Annotated in this window: 15 protein-coding genes and 1 tRNA gene; 9 read left to right on the top strand and 7 right to left on the bottom strand. The window is 73.4% G+C overall.

The window, feature by feature from the left end; translation table 11 throughout:
* Positions 1–14: 14 nt before the first annotated feature.
* The gene (locus tag GTY67_RS20300; protein WP_161279593.1) at positions 15–656 is read right to left on the bottom strand and encodes an SRPBCC family protein; all 642 of its coding nucleotides are present in this window, start codon (positions 654–656) and stop codon (positions 15–17) included.
* A 148-nt stretch (positions 657–804) separates the two neighbouring features.
* On the opposite strand from GTY67_RS20300, the gene GTY67_RS20305 reads away from it, so the two are divergent.
* On the top strand, positions 805–1,473 hold the full coding sequence (locus GTY67_RS20305) for a TetR/AcrR family transcriptional regulator (protein ID WP_161279594.1): 669 nt from the start codon (positions 805–807) through the stop codon (positions 1,471–1,473).
* 6 nt (positions 1,474–1,479) lie between these two features.
* Here the strand turns inward: GTY67_RS20305 and GTY67_RS20310 are convergent, their stop codons facing one another.
* Positions 1,480–2,469 (bottom strand): helix-turn-helix domain-containing protein, encoded by a 990-nt coding sequence (locus tag GTY67_RS20310; protein WP_161279595.1) that lies wholly within the window; start codon positions 2,467–2,469, stop codon positions 1,480–1,482.
* A 111-nt stretch (positions 2,470–2,580) separates the two neighbouring features.
* Between GTY67_RS20310 and GTY67_RS20315 the strand changes: the two genes are divergently transcribed.
* Positions 2,581–3,894: an MFS transporter gene (locus tag GTY67_RS20315; RefSeq protein WP_161279596.1), complete on the top strand. Its 1,314-nt coding sequence runs from the start codon at positions 2,581–2,583 to the stop codon at positions 3,892–3,894.
* Between the two features lie 124 nt (positions 3,895–4,018).
* The gene (locus GTY67_RS20320; RefSeq protein WP_161279597.1) at positions 4,019–5,344 is read left to right on the top strand and encodes an MFS transporter; all 1,326 of its coding nucleotides are present in this window, start codon (positions 4,019–4,021) and stop codon (positions 5,342–5,344) included.
* An 86-nt stretch (positions 5,345–5,430) separates the two neighbouring features.
* Here GTY67_RS20320 and GTY67_RS20325 read toward each other — a convergent pair whose 3' ends face one another.
* Both GTY67_RS20325 and GTY67_RS20330 read right to left on the bottom strand, forming a co-directional pair.
* A complete protein-coding gene (locus GTY67_RS20325; RefSeq protein ID WP_161280195.1) occupies positions 5,431–6,033 on the bottom strand; it encodes a flavin reductase family protein in 603 nt (200 codons plus the stop codon).
* 83 nt (positions 6,034–6,116) lie between these two features.
* The gene (locus GTY67_RS20330; protein ID WP_161279598.1) at positions 6,117–6,701 is read right to left on the bottom strand and encodes a CGNR zinc finger domain-containing protein; all 585 of its coding nucleotides are present in this window, start codon (positions 6,699–6,701) and stop codon (positions 6,117–6,119) included.
* Positions 6,702–6,878: 177 nt separating this feature from the next.
* On the opposite strand from GTY67_RS20330, the gene GTY67_RS20335 reads away from it, so the two are divergent.
* From GTY67_RS20335 to GTY67_RS20350, 4 genes are all read left to right on the top strand, one after another.
* On the top strand, positions 6,879–7,334 hold the full coding sequence (locus GTY67_RS20335) for a VOC family protein (RefSeq protein ID WP_161279599.1): 456 nt from the start codon (positions 6,879–6,881) through the stop codon (positions 7,332–7,334).
* A gap of 48 nt (positions 7,335–7,382) precedes the next feature.
* Positions 7,383–8,414 (top strand): pyridoxamine 5'-phosphate oxidase family protein, encoded by a 1,032-nt coding sequence (locus GTY67_RS20340; RefSeq protein WP_161279600.1) that lies wholly within the window; start codon positions 7,383–7,385, stop codon positions 8,412–8,414.
* A 79-nt stretch (positions 8,415–8,493) separates the two neighbouring features.
* The gene (locus tag GTY67_RS20345) at positions 8,494–8,688 is read left to right on the top strand and encodes a ferredoxin (RefSeq protein ID WP_161279601.1); all 195 of its coding nucleotides are present in this window, start codon (positions 8,494–8,496) and stop codon (positions 8,686–8,688) included.
* Positions 8,685–9,893 carry an FAD-dependent oxidoreductase gene (locus GTY67_RS20350; RefSeq protein WP_343238717.1) on the top strand — a complete coding sequence of 403 codons (1,209 nt, stop codon included), beginning with the start codon at positions 8,685–8,687 and terminating at the stop codon, positions 9,891–9,893. Before GTY67_RS20345 ends, GTY67_RS20350 begins: the two co-directional genes overlap by 4 nt.
* On the opposite strand, the gene GTY67_RS20355 is transcribed toward GTY67_RS20350, so the two are convergent.
* Positions 9,890–10,729: an enoyl-CoA hydratase-related protein gene (locus GTY67_RS20355; protein WP_161280197.1), complete on the bottom strand. Its 840-nt coding sequence runs from the start codon at positions 10,727–10,729 to the stop codon at positions 9,890–9,892. The genes GTY67_RS20350 and GTY67_RS20355 overlap by 4 nt on opposite strands.
* A gap of 200 nt (positions 10,730–10,929) precedes the next feature.
* Positions 10,930–13,158, bottom strand: coding sequence for an acetate--CoA ligase family protein (locus tag GTY67_RS20360; protein WP_161279602.1), 2,229 nt, complete (start codon positions 13,156–13,158; stop codon positions 10,930–10,932).
* Between the two features lie 210 nt (positions 13,159–13,368).
* Between GTY67_RS20360 and GTY67_RS20365 the strand changes: the two genes are divergently transcribed.
* A tRNA-Met gene (locus tag GTY67_RS20365) sits at positions 13,369–13,442 on the top strand.
* A gap of 136 nt (positions 13,443–13,578) precedes the next feature.
* Positions 13,579–14,469, top strand: a complete 891-nt coding sequence (locus tag GTY67_RS20370) for an NAD(P)H-binding protein (protein WP_161279603.1) — start codon at positions 13,579–13,581, stop codon at positions 14,467–14,469.
* 6 nt (positions 14,470–14,475) lie between these two features.
* Here the strand turns inward: GTY67_RS20370 and GTY67_RS20375 are convergent, their stop codons facing one another.
* The gene (locus tag GTY67_RS20375) at positions 14,476–14,955 is read right to left on the bottom strand and encodes a MarR family winged helix-turn-helix transcriptional regulator (RefSeq protein WP_161279604.1); all 480 of its coding nucleotides are present in this window, start codon (positions 14,953–14,955) and stop codon (positions 14,476–14,478) included.
* Positions 14,956–15,018: the final 63 nt, after the last annotated feature.

A 15,018-nucleotide genomic window follows, 5' to 3' on the forward strand; every position in this document is an offset into this window, starting at 1 on the left:
CGCCGGTCACCGGTTCAGCACGGGCGGTGGCCGCCGGCCCGCGCCTCGGCGGCCGTCTTCAGGTCGACCAGCCACGCATCCAGCCCTTGCTGGAGGATCTCGGTCGCGAAGGGGACGTTCGCGTCGACCTGTTCCCCGGTGTGGGTCTCCTCGGTGCGCACCAGGACTCCGCCACGCACCTTCGTGAAGCTCCACACGTGTACGCCGTCGATGTGCAGCCCTTCACCGACGGCGGGACCGGTCCAACGGATGCAGGAGTCGGGCTTCAGCTGCTTGACGGTGGATGTGATGTCCAGGCTGGTGGCGGGAGTCGCGGGGTTCGGCGGGATCGGGGTCGTCCACCGGAACGCCGAACCCGGGCGGAAGGGCCCGTGGTCCAGGCGGCCCACGCCCGTGACGTGGGCCTGCCAGGCGGGCCACCGCTCCACGTCCGTCTGGAGCTTCCAGACGGTGCTCAGCGGCGCGTCGATGACCACCTCGGCCCGGGCCCGGACCGGGGCCTTGGCGTCAACGCCCTGGCCTTGGCAGGTGAGGGGCGCCCCGGGGCGCGGGGCGGTGGTGGCCGCTGCGGCGGGCGCGGCGGCGGTGGCGAGGACCCCGGCGACGACGAGCGGGACGGTGAAGAGGGCGGCGGTACGGGCACGGGCACGGGACATGACGGCCTCCGTCGGCGAGCGTCGGTGAGTGCTTGGATCGTTCGTTATAAGTTGTAACGCAACGCGGGCTGAGGGGTCAACAGGTCTCGTGATACCGTCTAACGAAACTTTGAATAGGTAGCCCTGCGGCCGGAGAAGGTGGCACCCCATGGCGAAGCCCGGCGCCGAGTCCGGCCGCAAGCCCGACGCCGCGACCCCGCGCGAGCGCTACCGCGCCCAGGTGCGTACGGAGATCAAGGAACACGCCTGGGAGCAGATCGCCACGGCGGGCGCCTCCGCGCTCTCCCTCAACGCGATCGCCAAGCAGATGGGCGTGAGCGGCCCCGCGCTCTACCGCTACTTCGCCGGCCGGGACGAGCTGATCACCGAGCTCATCCGGGACGCGTACCGCAGCCTCGCCGACACCCTTCGTACGGCGGCCGCCGAAGGTGCCGACCTGTCAGGGCTGGCCCACGTGCTGCGCGGCTGGGCGCTGGAGGACCCGCACCGGTACTTCCTCCTCTACGGCACCCCGGTCCCCGGCTACCACGCGCCCGACGACACCACGGCCATCTCCTCCGAGATCATGGCGACCCTCCTCGACGCCTGCGTGCCGCTCACTCAGCAAGCCCAGGAGGCCCCGTTCGCCGCCCACCTGGCCAAGCACCGGGGGTGGGCCGGTGACCACCCCGCCCCGCCCGCCGCCCTGCACCTGGCCATGAGCTTCTGGACCCGGATGCACGGGGTCCTCTCCCTGGAGCTGGCGGGCCACTTCACCGGCATGCGCTTCGACCCGGAGCAGCTCTTCGCGGCGGAGCTGGAGAGCCTGCTGCCGTAACCCCCTCTACCGGGTGTCCGCCGAGGCCCGGAACGTGCGGCGGTACACCGTCGGCGGCACGCCCAGCGCCGCCTGGAGGTGCTGGCGTAGCGACGTCGGCGTGCCGAAGCCCGCGTCCCGGGCCACCTGGTCGATCGACAGGTCCGAGGACTCCAGCAGATGGCGCGCCCGCTCCACCCGCTGCTGGGTCAGCCACTGGCCGGGGCTGATGCCCACCTCCTCCCGGAAACGGCGGGTGAACGTCCGTACGCTCATCGACTCCTGGCGGGCCATGTCCCGCAGCAGGATCGGCCGGTCCAGCCGCCCCAGCGCCCACGCGCGGGCCGCGGTGGTGGTCGCGAACTGCGGTTCGGGGACGGGGCGGTGGATGTACTGGGCCTGCCCGCCGTCCCGGTGCGGCGGGACGACCGTGCGCCGGGCGATCTCGTTGGCGACGGCCGACCCGTGGTCGCGGCGTACGAGGTGGAGGCAGAGGTCGATCCCGGCGGCGACCCCGGCCGAGGTGAGCACGTCCCCGTCGTCGATGAACAGGACGTCCGGGTCGACGCGGACCTGCGGGAAGGTGCGCTGGAAGTGGTCGGCGGAGGACCAGTGCGTGGTGGCGGGGCGGCCGTCCAGGTAGCCGGCGGCGGCCAGGACGTAGCTGCCGGTGCAGATGGAGACCATGCGGGTGCCGGGCCGGATCAGGGCGAGAGCGGCGGCCAGCTCCTCGGTGAGCCTGCCCTCCTCGAAGACCGGGCCCAGTTCGTAGGAGGCGGGGATGACCACGGTGTCGGCCGTGGCGAGCGCCTCGGGGCCGTGCTCCACCAGGATCGCGTAGTCGGAGTCGGTCCGGACCGGCCCCGGCGGGCGGATGGAGCAGGTCACGACCTCGTACAGCTTCCCGCCCTTGTTGCCCGGTACGGGGTCCAGGGAGCGGCCGAAGATCCGGTGGGGGATGCCCAGCTCGAAGGGGAGCAGTCCGTCCAGGGCCAGGACGGCGACGCGGTGCGGCATGGCGGGCCTCCTCGAAAGGCGTCGGCGGACTCGGCGGAGCCCGCCCGGACGCTTACCGGCTGAAACTCACTGGCTGGTATAGACCATGGGCTGATACAGGTTAGCGACGTGATGGAGAAGCCGACAGAGACCGCGTCCATTCCCGACGCCTCGCGTGACACCCGACCCCCGCCGCTCCCGCCCCTGCCCGTGTCCGCGACCGGCCTCGGCGGCGGTCCGGGCGGTTCCGGCGGGCTCTGGAACCGTAACTTCCGCTACTTCTTCGTGGCCCGTACGGTCGCGCTCTTCGGCGACGGCATGATCCCCGTCGCCCTCACCGCCGGGCTGCTGGGCGCGGGCCGCCCCGCCTCGTCGGTCGGGTTCGCGCTGGCCGCCTGGATGGGGCCGCTGGCGGTGTTCGTGCTGTTCGGCGGGGTGCTCGCGGACCGGTTCACCCCGCGCCGCATGATGATCATCGCCGATGCGCTGAGGCTGATCGGCGCCTCGGTGCTGGCCGTCACGTTCGCGCTGGGCAACCCGCCGCTCTGGTCGGTCTACGTCCTCAGCTCCGTCGCCGGAGTCGGCGCCGCGCTCTTCCAGCCCGGCGTCGCCTCGACCGTGCCCCGCGTCGCCACCGACGTCCAGCGCGCCAACGCCGTCCTGCGGGTCTCCGAGGCGCTGATGACCATGGCCGGGCCCGCCTTCGCGGGGGTGCTCGTGGGGCTGGCTAGCGCCGGGGCGGTCTACGCGGCGAACGCGGCCACCTTCGCGGTCTCCGGCGCCTGCCTCTTCCTGATGCGCCTGGCCCCCGCCCCGCACGACGACGCCGTACGCGGCACCTTCACCGCCGAACTCGTGGACGGCTGGCGGGAGTTCCGGGCCCGCTCCTGGCTCTGGGGCGTGATCGCCGTCTGGACCGTCTACGGCTTCGCGGTCCTCGGCCCGATGCTCCCGCTCACCGCCGTCCTGGTCACCCAGGAGCACGGCTCGGGGGCGTACGGCATGCTGATGGCGGTCAACGGGGCGGGCAGTGTCGTCGGCGGGCTCATGGCCCTGCGGCTGCGGCCGTCCCACCCCCTCGCGGCCGGGGCGATCGCGCTGCCCTTGGTCGCGGTGAGCCTGGTGGTGCTGGCCCTCGGGATGCCGCTGCCGGTGCTGGCGGCGGGGCAGTTGCTGGCGGGGGCGGCGGCCGCCTTCTGGCTGGTGATGTGGTCCACGACGGTCCAGACGCATGTTCCGCCGGAGGCCCTGAACCGGCTGCACGCCTACGATGTGGCCGGTTCGCTCCTGATGGTCGCGGCGGGCCGCGCCCTGGCCGGCCCGGTGGCCGAGGCGGTCGGCGCACCGGAGCTGCTGGTGGCGGCGGCCGTGATCAACATGGGGGTGGTGGCGGTGCTGCTGATGGCCCGGCCGATCCGGCAGCTGAAGAGGATGGGGCTCGGGTGAGGTCCACCGGACCACGGGTTCCTGTGTGGCTGGGGCTGGGGCTGCGAAAAGGTGGCCCGATCCCTGCGAACCATGTCCCTCCGGCCACTCGCGGGAAAATGACCAGGCCAAGAAGCTGTTCCCCGTGACCGAGACCGTCGAAAGCGCCGCCCGGGACGACGACCGGAGGCCGCCGCAGCCGCCCGAGGCGGGCCGCCGTCGTCCCCGTATCCACCGGGCGTGGATCGTCGCCGCCGTCACCTTCGTGACGATCATCGGCGGTGCGGCCTTCAACTCCCTGCCCGGGCTGCTCATCGACCCGCTGCACACCGAATTCGGCTGGTCGCGGGGCGAGATCGGGCTCGCGGTCTCCATCGACATGGCGCTGTACGGCCTGACGGCGCCGTTCGCCGCCGCTCTGATGGACCGCTTCGGCATCCGCCGGGTCGTGGCGACCGCGCTGACCATGGTGGCCGCCGGGGCGCTCGCCAGCGTCTGGATGACGGCCTCCTGGCAGCTGATGATCTACTGGGGCCTGCTCGTCGGCCTCGGCACCGGCTCCATGGCGCTGGCGTTCGCCGCCACCGTCACCAACCGCTGGTTCGTGGCCCGCAGGGGCCTGGTCACCGGCATCCTCACCGCCGCCGGGGCCTCCGGGCAGCTCATCTTCCTCCCGCTCTGTGCCTGGATCGTCGACGAGCACGGCTGGCGGCCCGCCTCCATCACGGTCGCGCTCGCGGCCCTGGTCGTGGTCCCGTTCGTCTGGCTCCTGATGCGCGACCACCCGGCCGATGTGGGGCTCGCCCCGTACGGCGGTGTGTACGTGGCGAAGCCCGCCCCCGCCCCGGGTGCCGCGCGCCGCACGGTGAACGTGCTGTTCAAGGCGGCGCGTACCGGCCCGTTCTGGCTGCTGGCGGGTACGTTCGCGATCTGCGGGGCCTCCACCAACGGCCTGATCCGCACCCACTTCGTCCCCTCCGCCCACGACCACGGCATGCCGATCACGGCGGCCGCCTCGCTTCTCGCGGTGATCGGCATCTTCGACGTCGTCGGCACGATCTTCTCGGGCTGGCTCACCGACCGCTTCGACGCCCGCAAGCTGCTCGCCGTCTACTACGCGCTGCGCGGCATCTCGCTGCTCTTCCTGCCGATGCTGATGGCGCCCGATGTGCGGCCGCCGATGATCTTCTTCATCGTCTTCTACGGGTTGGACTGGGTCGCCACGGTCCCGCCGACGCTGGCGCTCTGCCGGGAGCAGTACGGGGAGGACAGCGCGATCGTCTTCGGCTGGGTGCTGGCCTCGCACCAGGTGGGGGCGGCGGTGGTGGCGTTCCTCGGCGGGGTCGCGCGGGACGTCTTCGGCAGTTACGACGTGGTCTGGTACGCGTCGGGGGCGCTGTGCGCGGTCGCGGCGCTGATGGCGCTGGTGATCCGGCGGGCGAGGGCCGTTCCGGCACCTTCCGGCGGCTGAACCGAGGCCGGTGCGGGCCGCCGCGAACGGTCCCGGCGGCCTCGGCAGTCGTCGGCGGCTGAACCGGCCGCCCCCCGGGGAGGACGTCAGCGGCTGAACCGGCCGAACACCCCCCGGTGGAACAGCAGAGGCTCCCCCTCCTCCGCCGCCCCCAGCGCCTCCACCCGGCCCACCACGATGAGGTGGTCGCCGCCGGTGTGGACGGCGTGGACGCGGCAGTCGACCCAGGCCGGTACGGAGTCGAGGAGCGGGGACCCGGTCGCCGGGGCGTCCGCGTACGCCACCCCCGCGAACTTGTCCGCCCCGCTCACCGCGAACCCCCGGCAGAGCGCGCCTTGTTCGGCCCCCAGGATGTTGACGCAGAAGGCCCCGGCGCGGGCGATGCGCGGCCAGGTCGTCGACGTACGGGCGACCATGAAGGCGATCAGCGGCGGGTCCAGCGAGAGCGAGGCGAAGGACTGGCAGGCGAAGCCGGTCGGCCCGTCCGCGTCGTGCGCGGTGACGACGGTGACGCCGCTGGCGAAGTGGCCCAGGACGCGGCGGAATTCGGCCGGGTCGACGGGGAGCCGCTCGTCGTCCCGGACGGCCCTGAGGTCCGGCCGGGGCAGCGCCTCCAGAGGCGGCTGCGGCTGGTCTGCTGTTGTGGCGGCGCCGACGGACCTGAGGTACCGGACGGCGGTGGCGGCCATGCCTGCGTGTCCCATCACCCCGCCATTAGAGCTGACGCATCGTCAGATGTGAACCCGCAGGGGCCCCGCGTCCGCCGCCCGCTTCACGCCCCGGTGCGCCGCGCGTAATGGCGTTGGGCCTTCGCGCGGTTGCCGCAGCCGGCCATCGAACACCAGCGGCGGGTCCCGTTCTTGGAGATGTCGTAGAAGTGCAGGACGCAGGTGTGGTTGGCGCACGGGCGGATGCGGTCGGGCCGGTCGGCCACCAGATGGAGCCAGTTGTCGGCCGCGTACCAGGCGGGCCCCCAGGCCGGATCGTCCAGCTCCACCGCCGACTCCGGCAGCCCGTCGGGCCCCAGGGTGCGGCGGATGCGCCCGTGGGAGAGCACCTCGTTGAGCGCCGCCGCCGTGGCGGGTGCGGCGGCCTCCTGCCGGGTGGCGGCCGCGGCCAGTGCTTCGAGTGCCGTACGGGTCTCCAGCAGCCGGTCCAGGGTGGCGCGGCCGACGGGTGGGGCGAGGGGGGTCGTGTGGGTGCGTACCGGCTCGCTGTTCAGCCAGATCGCCAGGCCGCTCTCGGATTCCAGCAGGTCACGCGGGCCCTCCGCGTCGATCCAGCGAGTGTTGAGCAGATCCAGCGCGAGCGGTTCGCCGGTCAGCGGCCGGGGGTCGGGCCCGGGAGGGGTCGGCACAGCTGTGGTCCTTCCGTCGCGAGGTGCGTCGGCGTCGTCTTCGTCGTCCGTCTCCCTCGATTCTAACCGGACAAGAGACTTTCACCGGTTGACGGTCCTCGTTCTAACCCTTAAATTCGCTTTTACTGGTTGCGAGGCGGCCTCGCGGCCCCTGACCGAAAGCGTGGGGACCGATCCATGAGCAAGGCGAAGAACCTACAGACCGGCCACATCGGCCTCAACGTCACCGACCTGGACCGTTCGATCGCCTTCTACCGCGAGGTCTTCGACTTCGAGGTGCTGGGCGAGGGCAAGGACGGCGACCGCCGCTGGGCCTTCCTCGGGCGGGACTCCCGGCTCGTGGTCACCCTGTGGCAGCAGAGCGAGGGCACGTTCGCCACCGCGCTGCCCGGCCTGCACCACCTCTCCTTCCAGGTGGACACCGTCGAGGAGATCCGGGCCACGGAGGAGGTCCTGCGGTCGCTCGGCGCCACGTTCGCCTACGACGGGGTCGTGCCGCACGGGGAGACCGGTACGTCGGGCGGCATCTTCTTCTCCGACCCCGACGGCATCCGCCTGGAGATCTACGCGTCCACCGGCGCCGACCCGGCCGACGCTCCGACCTCCGGGGCTCCCACCTGCGGCTTCTTCTAGGCGGCGGCCGGGGACGACCCGCGCGCACTCTCGGCGAAAGGCAGAACCATGGGCGGCTACCACCGCGGCGAGATCGCCGTGCAGGAGCGGGCGGGCTTCGCCCGTCAGGCCGGACACGCGCGGGGCGCCATCGGCAACACGGTCCCCGACGTGGCGGTGGCCTTCCTCGCCGACCAGCCCCACCTGGTGGTGGGCGGCGCGGACGAGCGGGGCCGGATCTGGGCGACGCAGCTCACCGGGGAGCCGGGATTCCTGACCGTACCCGGCCCGCACACCCTGCACATCGGGGCGCTGCCCCCACCGGAGGACCCGCTCGCGGCCGTCCTGGCGGGAGCGGGAGAGGGGGCCGCAGGCGGGGCGGCAGCCGGAACCGGCACTGGAACCGAAACCGGGGCCGCAGGCGAGGCGGCGGCGGGAACCGGGACCAGCAGCGGCATCGGCTTCGGCGCGGACCCGGCCCCCGTCGCCATCGGCATGATCGGCATCGAACCGGCCACCCGGCGCCGGATGCGGATGAACGGCCGGGCGGTCCGGGACGGCGACGGGCTGCGCGTCGAACTCGACCAGGTCATCTCCAACTGCCCCAAGTACATCCAGAAACGCGACCACCGCCCGGACCCGGCAACTCCGCTGCCCCGCACGGCAGTCGACAGCACGGAGCTGAGCCCTGAGCAGCAGCGGACGCTCCGGGCCGCCGACACCTTCTTCGTCGCCACCGCCTCCGACCGGGGAGACGCCGACGCCTCGCACCGGGGCGGCAACCCAGGCTTCGTCCAGGTGCTCTCACCCCGGCTGCTGCGCTGGCCCGACTACGCGGGCAACGCCATGTTCCTGACCCTGGGCAACCTCGAACTCAACCCGGCCGCCGGTCTCCTGGTCCCCGGCTGGGAGACCGGCACCTCCCTGCACCTGACGGGCTCGGCCCGCACGGTGTGGGACGAGGAGGAGGTGGCCCGTACGCCGGGGGCGCAGCGGATCGTGGAGTTCGAGATCGCCGCCGTACGGGAGATCGCGGCGGCCTCCCCGCTGCGCTGGACCGAGCCCGCCTACTCCCGATTCAACCCCCCGACGAGCGGCTGACGTTGCCGGACGTGGCGTGACGTCGCCCGGCATCCCGCCCGTCCGGCCGCCGCGTACCCCTACCCCTGACGGAGTCACCATGCGGATCACCGTGGACCTGGATCTCTGCGAGAGCCACGGCAGTTGCGTCTTCGCCGCCCCCGAGATCTTCTCGTTCGACGACGACGACTACCTCCTGTACGAAGCCGCCCCGGACGACGGGCTGCGCGAGGCCGCCGAGAAGGCCGCCGCCTCCTGCCCGGTCCGCGCCATCACCGTGGCCGCCGCCCCGTGAGCGCCGCCGGCCATCCGCGCGACGTGGTGATCGTCGGGGCCTCGCTGGCGGGGCTGCGGGCCGCGACGACCCTGCGCGCCGAGGGGTTCACCGGGAACCTCACCCTCGTCGGGGCCGAGCCGCACGCCCCGTACGACCGCCCGCCGCTCTCCAAGAAGTTCCTGACGGCGCAGGCCCCCGCCGACACCGGGCTCCCGGTCCCCGACGGCCTCGGGGCCTGCTGGCTGCTGGGGCGGTCCGCCGTCCGGCTGGACCCGTACAGCAGGATCGTCACCCTCGCCGACGGCACCCGCCTGCCCTACGACGGTCTCCTGATCGCCACCGGGGCCGCCGCCCGGTCCGGCGCGGTGACCGGCGAACCCGGCCCGGAGCAAGGGGTGTTCACCCTGCGGGGCCGCGATGACGCGACGGCACTGCGGGCCGCGCTCACCCCCGGGCGGGGGCTGCTCGTCGTGGGCGCCGGGTTCCTCGGCGGCGAGGTCGCCGCGGCGGGCCGGGCGCTCGGCCTCGGCGTCACGCTCGTGGAGGCCGGGGCCGTACCGCTGGAGCGCGCGATCGGCGCGGAGGCCGGGGCGTTCGTGGGGATGCTGCACCGCAAGGCGGGCATCGACCTGTGCACCGGCACCACGGTCACCGAGTACGGGACCGGCCCGGACGGCACGCTCCGGGGCGCCCGCCTGGCCGACGGCCGGCTCGTGGCGGCCGATGTCGCGGTCCTGGCCCTGGGCGCGACCCCGGCCACCGGCTGGCTGGCCGGATCGGGCATCGAGGCGGCCGACGGAGTACGTACGGACTCCCGGCTGCGGGCCCTGTTCCCGGACGGCAGCACCGTCCCCGGCGTGGTCGCGGCGGGCGACGCGGCCCGGGTCCCGCAACCCTTGGCGGACGGCGCGGCCCCCGCCCTCGGCCACTGGTCCGGCGCCGTGGAACAGGGCGCGGCGGCCGCCCGCACACTGCTCCTGGGCGACGCGGCCCCGCCCTACGCCGAGGTCCCCTCCTTCTGGTCCGACGTCCACGGCGTCCGGCTCCGCTCGGTGGGCCTCCCGGCGCTCGCCGACACGGTGAAGGTCCACGAGTGCGACCGGCCGGCCCGGCGCCTGGAGGTCAGCTACCACCGGGAGGGCCGCCTGATCGGAGCCCTGACGATCGGCCGGACCTCCCGACTCGCGCCTTACCGGGTGGCGTTGGCCGAGTACGGCGTTTAGCGCCCCCGGTACTCCGGCGTCCGCCGCTCCACGAAGGAGGCGACGCCCTCGTCGGCGTCCCGGGTGGTCATGTTGATCTCCTGGGCGGCCGCCTCCGCCGCGAACGCCGTCGCCCGGTCGGCGGTGAGCGAGTCGTTCACGAGCTGCTTGGTGAGGGCGATGGCTCGGGTGGGCCCGCAGGCCAGCCGACCGGCCCACTCGGCGGCGACGGCTGCCAACTGGCCTTCCGGCACTGTGCGGTTGACGAGCCCGATGCGTTCCGCGTCCGCCGCCGTCAGGGCGTCCCCGAAGAACATCAGCTCCTTTGCTCGCTGCGGCCCCACCAGCCGGGGCAGCAGATAGGCGCCGCCGCCGTCCGGGACGAGCCCTCGGCGTACGAAGACCTCGATGAACTTCGCGGTGTCGGCGGCCAGGACCAGATCGCAGGCGAACGCCAGGTGCGCGCCGATCCCGGCGGCGGTCCCGTTGACGGCGGCGATCACCGGCTTCTCGCAGTCCAGTACGGCCGCGATGAGCCGTTGCGCGCCGAGCCGGATGGTCCGGGCGACGTCCCCGGGGACCCGTTCGCGGGTCCGGGCCGGGGAGCCGCGCAGGTCGGCGCCCGCGCAGAAGCCGCGCCCGGTGGCGGTGAGCACGACGGCCCGTACGGCGGGGTCGGCGGAGGCGTCGGCCAGCAGCGCGATGACGCGTTCGCGCTGCTCCCAGGTGACGGCGTTCATGGCCTCGGGCCGGTTGAGGGTGATCCAGGAGACGCCGTCGGCGGTGGTGCGGTGGAGGACGGTGGACTTGGGCGTTCCGCTCCCGGATTCCGGGTCGGCTGTCGGCGTACGGTCCAGGGGCCCGAGGGGCGGCGTACGGTCGACGGGCTCCAAGGGCGGCGTACGCTCCACCGGCTCCACCGGCTCCACCGGCTCCACCGGCTCCACCGGCTCCACCGGCTCCACCGGCTCCACGGACGGTGTACGGTCCTCCGGCTCCACCGGCGGCGTACGCTCCACGGCCTCCACGGCCTCCACAGGCCCAACAGCCTCCCCGCTCACCGGCACACCGCCAGCGCGTCCAACGCCACCGCGCCCTGGCCGCGTCCCAGCACCACCAGCGGGTTGATGTCCAGCTCGGTCAGGTCGTCGCCCAGCTCCAGGGCCATCCGCTGTACCCGCAGCACCACCTCCACCAGCGCGTCCACATCGACGGGCGCCCCGCCGCGTACGCCGGCCAGCAGGGCGCGGCCGCGCAGCTCGCCGAGCATGTCCCGGGCCTCCTTCTCGCCGAAGGGAGGCACCCGTACCGCCGTGTCGTGGAGCACCTCCACCAGGACCCCGCCGAGCCCGACCGTGACGGTCGGCCCGAAGAGGGGGTCGTGGGTGACGCCGACCATCATCTCGACGCCCCGGTCGATCATCTGGCAGACGAGGATGCCGTCCAGGTCGACGGATTCGAAGCGGGCGATGTCGGTCAACTCGCGGTAGGCGTCCCGTACTTGACTGGCGGACGTGAGCCCGACCTTGACCAGGCCGAGCTCCGTCTTGTGGGCGAGGTGGGGGCCGGAGGCCTTCATGACCACGGGGTAGCCGACCGGGCCGGCCGCGCGGACCGCGCCCGCCGCGCTGGTCACCAGCTGCTCGCGCGGCACCCGGATCCCGTACGCGCGCAGCAGCTGCTTCGCCGCGTGCTCGCTGAGCTGCTGTCCCGGGCGCAGCAGGCCGCGCGCCTTGCGGAAGGAGGGGGAGGGGGTGCGCGGGGCGTCGTCGAAGGGGGAGCGGTAGCCGGTGGCGAAGCGGTGGTGGTCCAGGTAGGCCTTCACGGCGGTGACGCAGTTGGAGAACGTACGGAAGGTGGCGACGCGGGAGGAGCCGAGGAGCGTGGTCCGGTAGGCGTCCTCGGTGCCCACGGGGGAGCCCCAGATCACGCAGACCAGCTTGTCCGTGGCCTCGGCGGCGTCCACCAGGTCCTGGGCGAGGCGGTCGCTCATGGGCGGGAACGGGCCGGTGATCGGACAGATCAGGACCCCCACGGACGGGTCGGCGAGGATCGCGTCGATGATCTTCCGGCCGCGGTGGTCGCCGACCGGGTGGCCGCCGTTGTCGATGGGGTTGGCGACGTTGAGGTAGCCGGGTATCCAGGTGTGCAGCTCGTCCTGCTTGGCGGGGGAGAGGGTGGGCAGCGGGAGCCCGGCGGCCGTGGCCAGGTCGGCGAAGTGGGCGCCGGTGCCGCCGGAGATGGAGTACACGGCGACGCCCTCCGCCCGGGGCGGCCGGGCCCGGGCCAACAGAGCCGCGGTGTCCTGGAGTTCGTCGAGACCGTCCACCCGGACCACCCCGAACTGCCGCATCGCCGCGTCCACCACCTGGTCCGCCCCGGTCAGCTTCCCGGTGTGCGAGGCGGCGGCCACGGCCCCGGCCTCCGTACGCCCCACCTTCACCGCCACCACCGGCACCCCCGCGCGGGCGGCCCGGTCGGCGGCGAGCAGGAAGGAGCGGCCGTCCTTGAGCCCCTCCACGTAACAGGCGATGGCCCCCACCTCGGGGCGCTGGGCGAAATACGCGATGAAGTCGGCGGTCTCCAGGTCGGCCTCGTTGCCCGTGGGCGCCCAGTGCGAGAGCCGGATGCCCAGCTCCTGGAGGGTGTAGAGGGGGCGGCCCTGGTGCCCGGACTGGGTGATCAGGGCGATGGCCGGGCCCTCCAGGTCGTCCCGGAACTCCTCGAAGGCGTTCAGGTTGGTGTTCGGCCCCAGCAGCCGCACCCCGGACCGTTCCACGGCCGCCGCCAGCCGGGCCTGAGCCACCGCGCCCGCCTCCCCGGTCTCGGCGAACCCGGAGGCGAAGGCCACGGCGAAGGGGATCTTGGCCTCGCCGAGCTCCTCGATCACCGGGAGCGGGTCGGCGACCAGCAGGACCGCCAGGTCGACCGGCTCGGGGAGGGCGGCGACCGAGGGGACGCAGGGGCGCCCGAAGACGGCGTCACGGGCCGGGTGCACCGGGTGCAGCCGCGCCCCGACCCGCTCGGCCCAGGCGATGAGCTGCCGGGTGATGCCGGTGTTGGGTCGCCCCTCGGTGTCGGAGGCGCCGACGACGGCCACCGAGCGCGGCCGGAAGAAGCTGTCCAGGTCGGGCACGGTCAGCTGCAACGGCCGCCCGCTGACGTCGAGTCCGCCCTGCCGGGTGGCGGTGGGCAGGCTGACGACGGAGGCGTGCGGCTCCTCGCCGCAGGCCACCACCCGGGCGCGGAAGTCGGTGGTGAGGGTGCCGTGAGTCGATCCAAGCATCGTTCCGCCACTCCTGCTCGATGGTCCTGCTGGATGGTCCGCCGGCCCGGTGTCCGTGGGGGCAGGCGCGATTGGCTGACGCTCTGTCAGGTTACTGAACTGACGGCCCGTCAGGAATGGTCGTGCAGGCAAAGGCTCCCGGGGGTACGGGGGCGGGGGCCGCCGCTGGTCACGGAGGGGTGCGAAGTGGCGTAGGGTTGGGTTCACCGACGCGGGGTGGAGCAGCTCGGTAGCTCGCTGGGCTCATAACCCAGAGGTCGCAGGTTCAAATCCTGTCCCCGCTACTGATGGAACGCGACCGAGGCCCGGATCCCCTGGATCCGGGCCTCGGTCGTTTCCGCCCCGGGTGCCGGACGGCCGGACATCCCTCCCGGACGCTGAGCCATGGCGGGGCGTGATCGGCCGGGCGAGGCTTGACCCATGACGCAGACAGAAGACACGACGCCCGCTCAGTCCCCCTCCCCGCCCTCGTCCCCGGTTCTGGTGATCGGTGGCACCGGCAAGACCGGCCGCCGGGTGGTGGCCCGCCTCCGTGAGCTGGGGGTGGAGACCCGGGCGGCCTCGCGGTCCGGCGAGACCCGGTTCGACTGGGAGTCCCCGGACACCTGGGGGCCCGCCCTGGAGGGGGCCGAGGCCGTCTACATCGTCCCGCTGGACACCGAGCCCTCCCCGACGCCCGCCTTCGTGGAGCGGGCCGTCGCCGCCGGGGTGCGGCGGCTGGTGCTGCTCTCGGCCCGAGGTGTCGACGTACCGGGCTACTTCGGCGACTCCGTCCTCGACGGCGGCCCCCACCTGAAGGGCGAGCAGGCCGTGCGCGACTCCGGCCTGGACTGGACGATCCTGCGGCCCGGCTGGTTCGCCCAGAACTTCAGCGAGGGCGTCTTCCTCGACGGCGTACGCGCCGGGGAGCTGGCCCTCCCGGTCGGGGACGGCAAGGCCGCGTACATCGATACGGAGGACATCGCGGCGGTGGCGGTGGCGGCGCTCACCGAGGACGGCCACGACGGCGAGGTGTACGAGCTGTCGGGCCCCCGCGCGCTGGGCATCACCGAGGTCCTGGACGAGATCGCGAAGGTGACCGGCGGCACGCCCGCCTCCTACGCCCCGCTCGCGGAGGCCGCCTTCCGGGACGGGCTGGTCGCGCAGGGCATGTCGGCGGTGGAGGCCGAGCTCTGGACGGCCGCGCTGGAGCCGATCCGCACAAGCCGGGAGGCCCCGCTGAAGGACGGCGTCCACCGCGCCCTGGGCCGCTCCCCGCGCGACGTCGCCGAGGTCTTCCGGGACGCGGCGGCGGAGGGTGCCTGGGGGTGAGGATCCCTACGACAGGCCCTGGTCCGGGTCGCCGCTCGTGTTGCGGATCATCTGCCGGAGCACCTTGAGGGCGGTGACGTAGTCGGCGTCGTCGATGCCGTGGTGGATACGTTCGCGGATGCCCGGGGCGTGCCGCTTGAGCCCGGCCCGGGCTTCCTCGCCCGCCTCGGTGATCCACAGCCGCCCCTCGCCGTCCCGCCTGAGCCAGGCGCGCCCCACCAGGGCCTCCGCCTCGGCCGTCAGGTCGTCCTCGGGCCGGATGTAGGTGTGCATGGCCTGCTGGGGCTCGGGGACGGTCATGCCCTGGCCGTCGGGGGAGAGGTCGTTCTCCGACAGGTTGCGCAGCAGCCAGAACTGGGGCTGGGTGAAGCCGAGTTCGGCCTGCCGCTCCCGGATGAACGCGATGAGCGCCTCGTAGGCCACGCCGGTCCAGTAGGCGGCGGGCTGGGCGGCGAGTTCGGTGTCGGTGAGCTGGGTGCCGGTCATGGCCTGTTCCCCTGACGTCGCGTCTGTCCGCTGATGCGCTCAACGTAGAACCTCAAGTTAAGT

This window comes from Streptomyces sp. SID8374, from assembly GCF_009865135.1.
GTDB lineage: Bacteria > Actinomycetota > Actinomycetes > Streptomycetales > Streptomycetaceae > Streptomyces.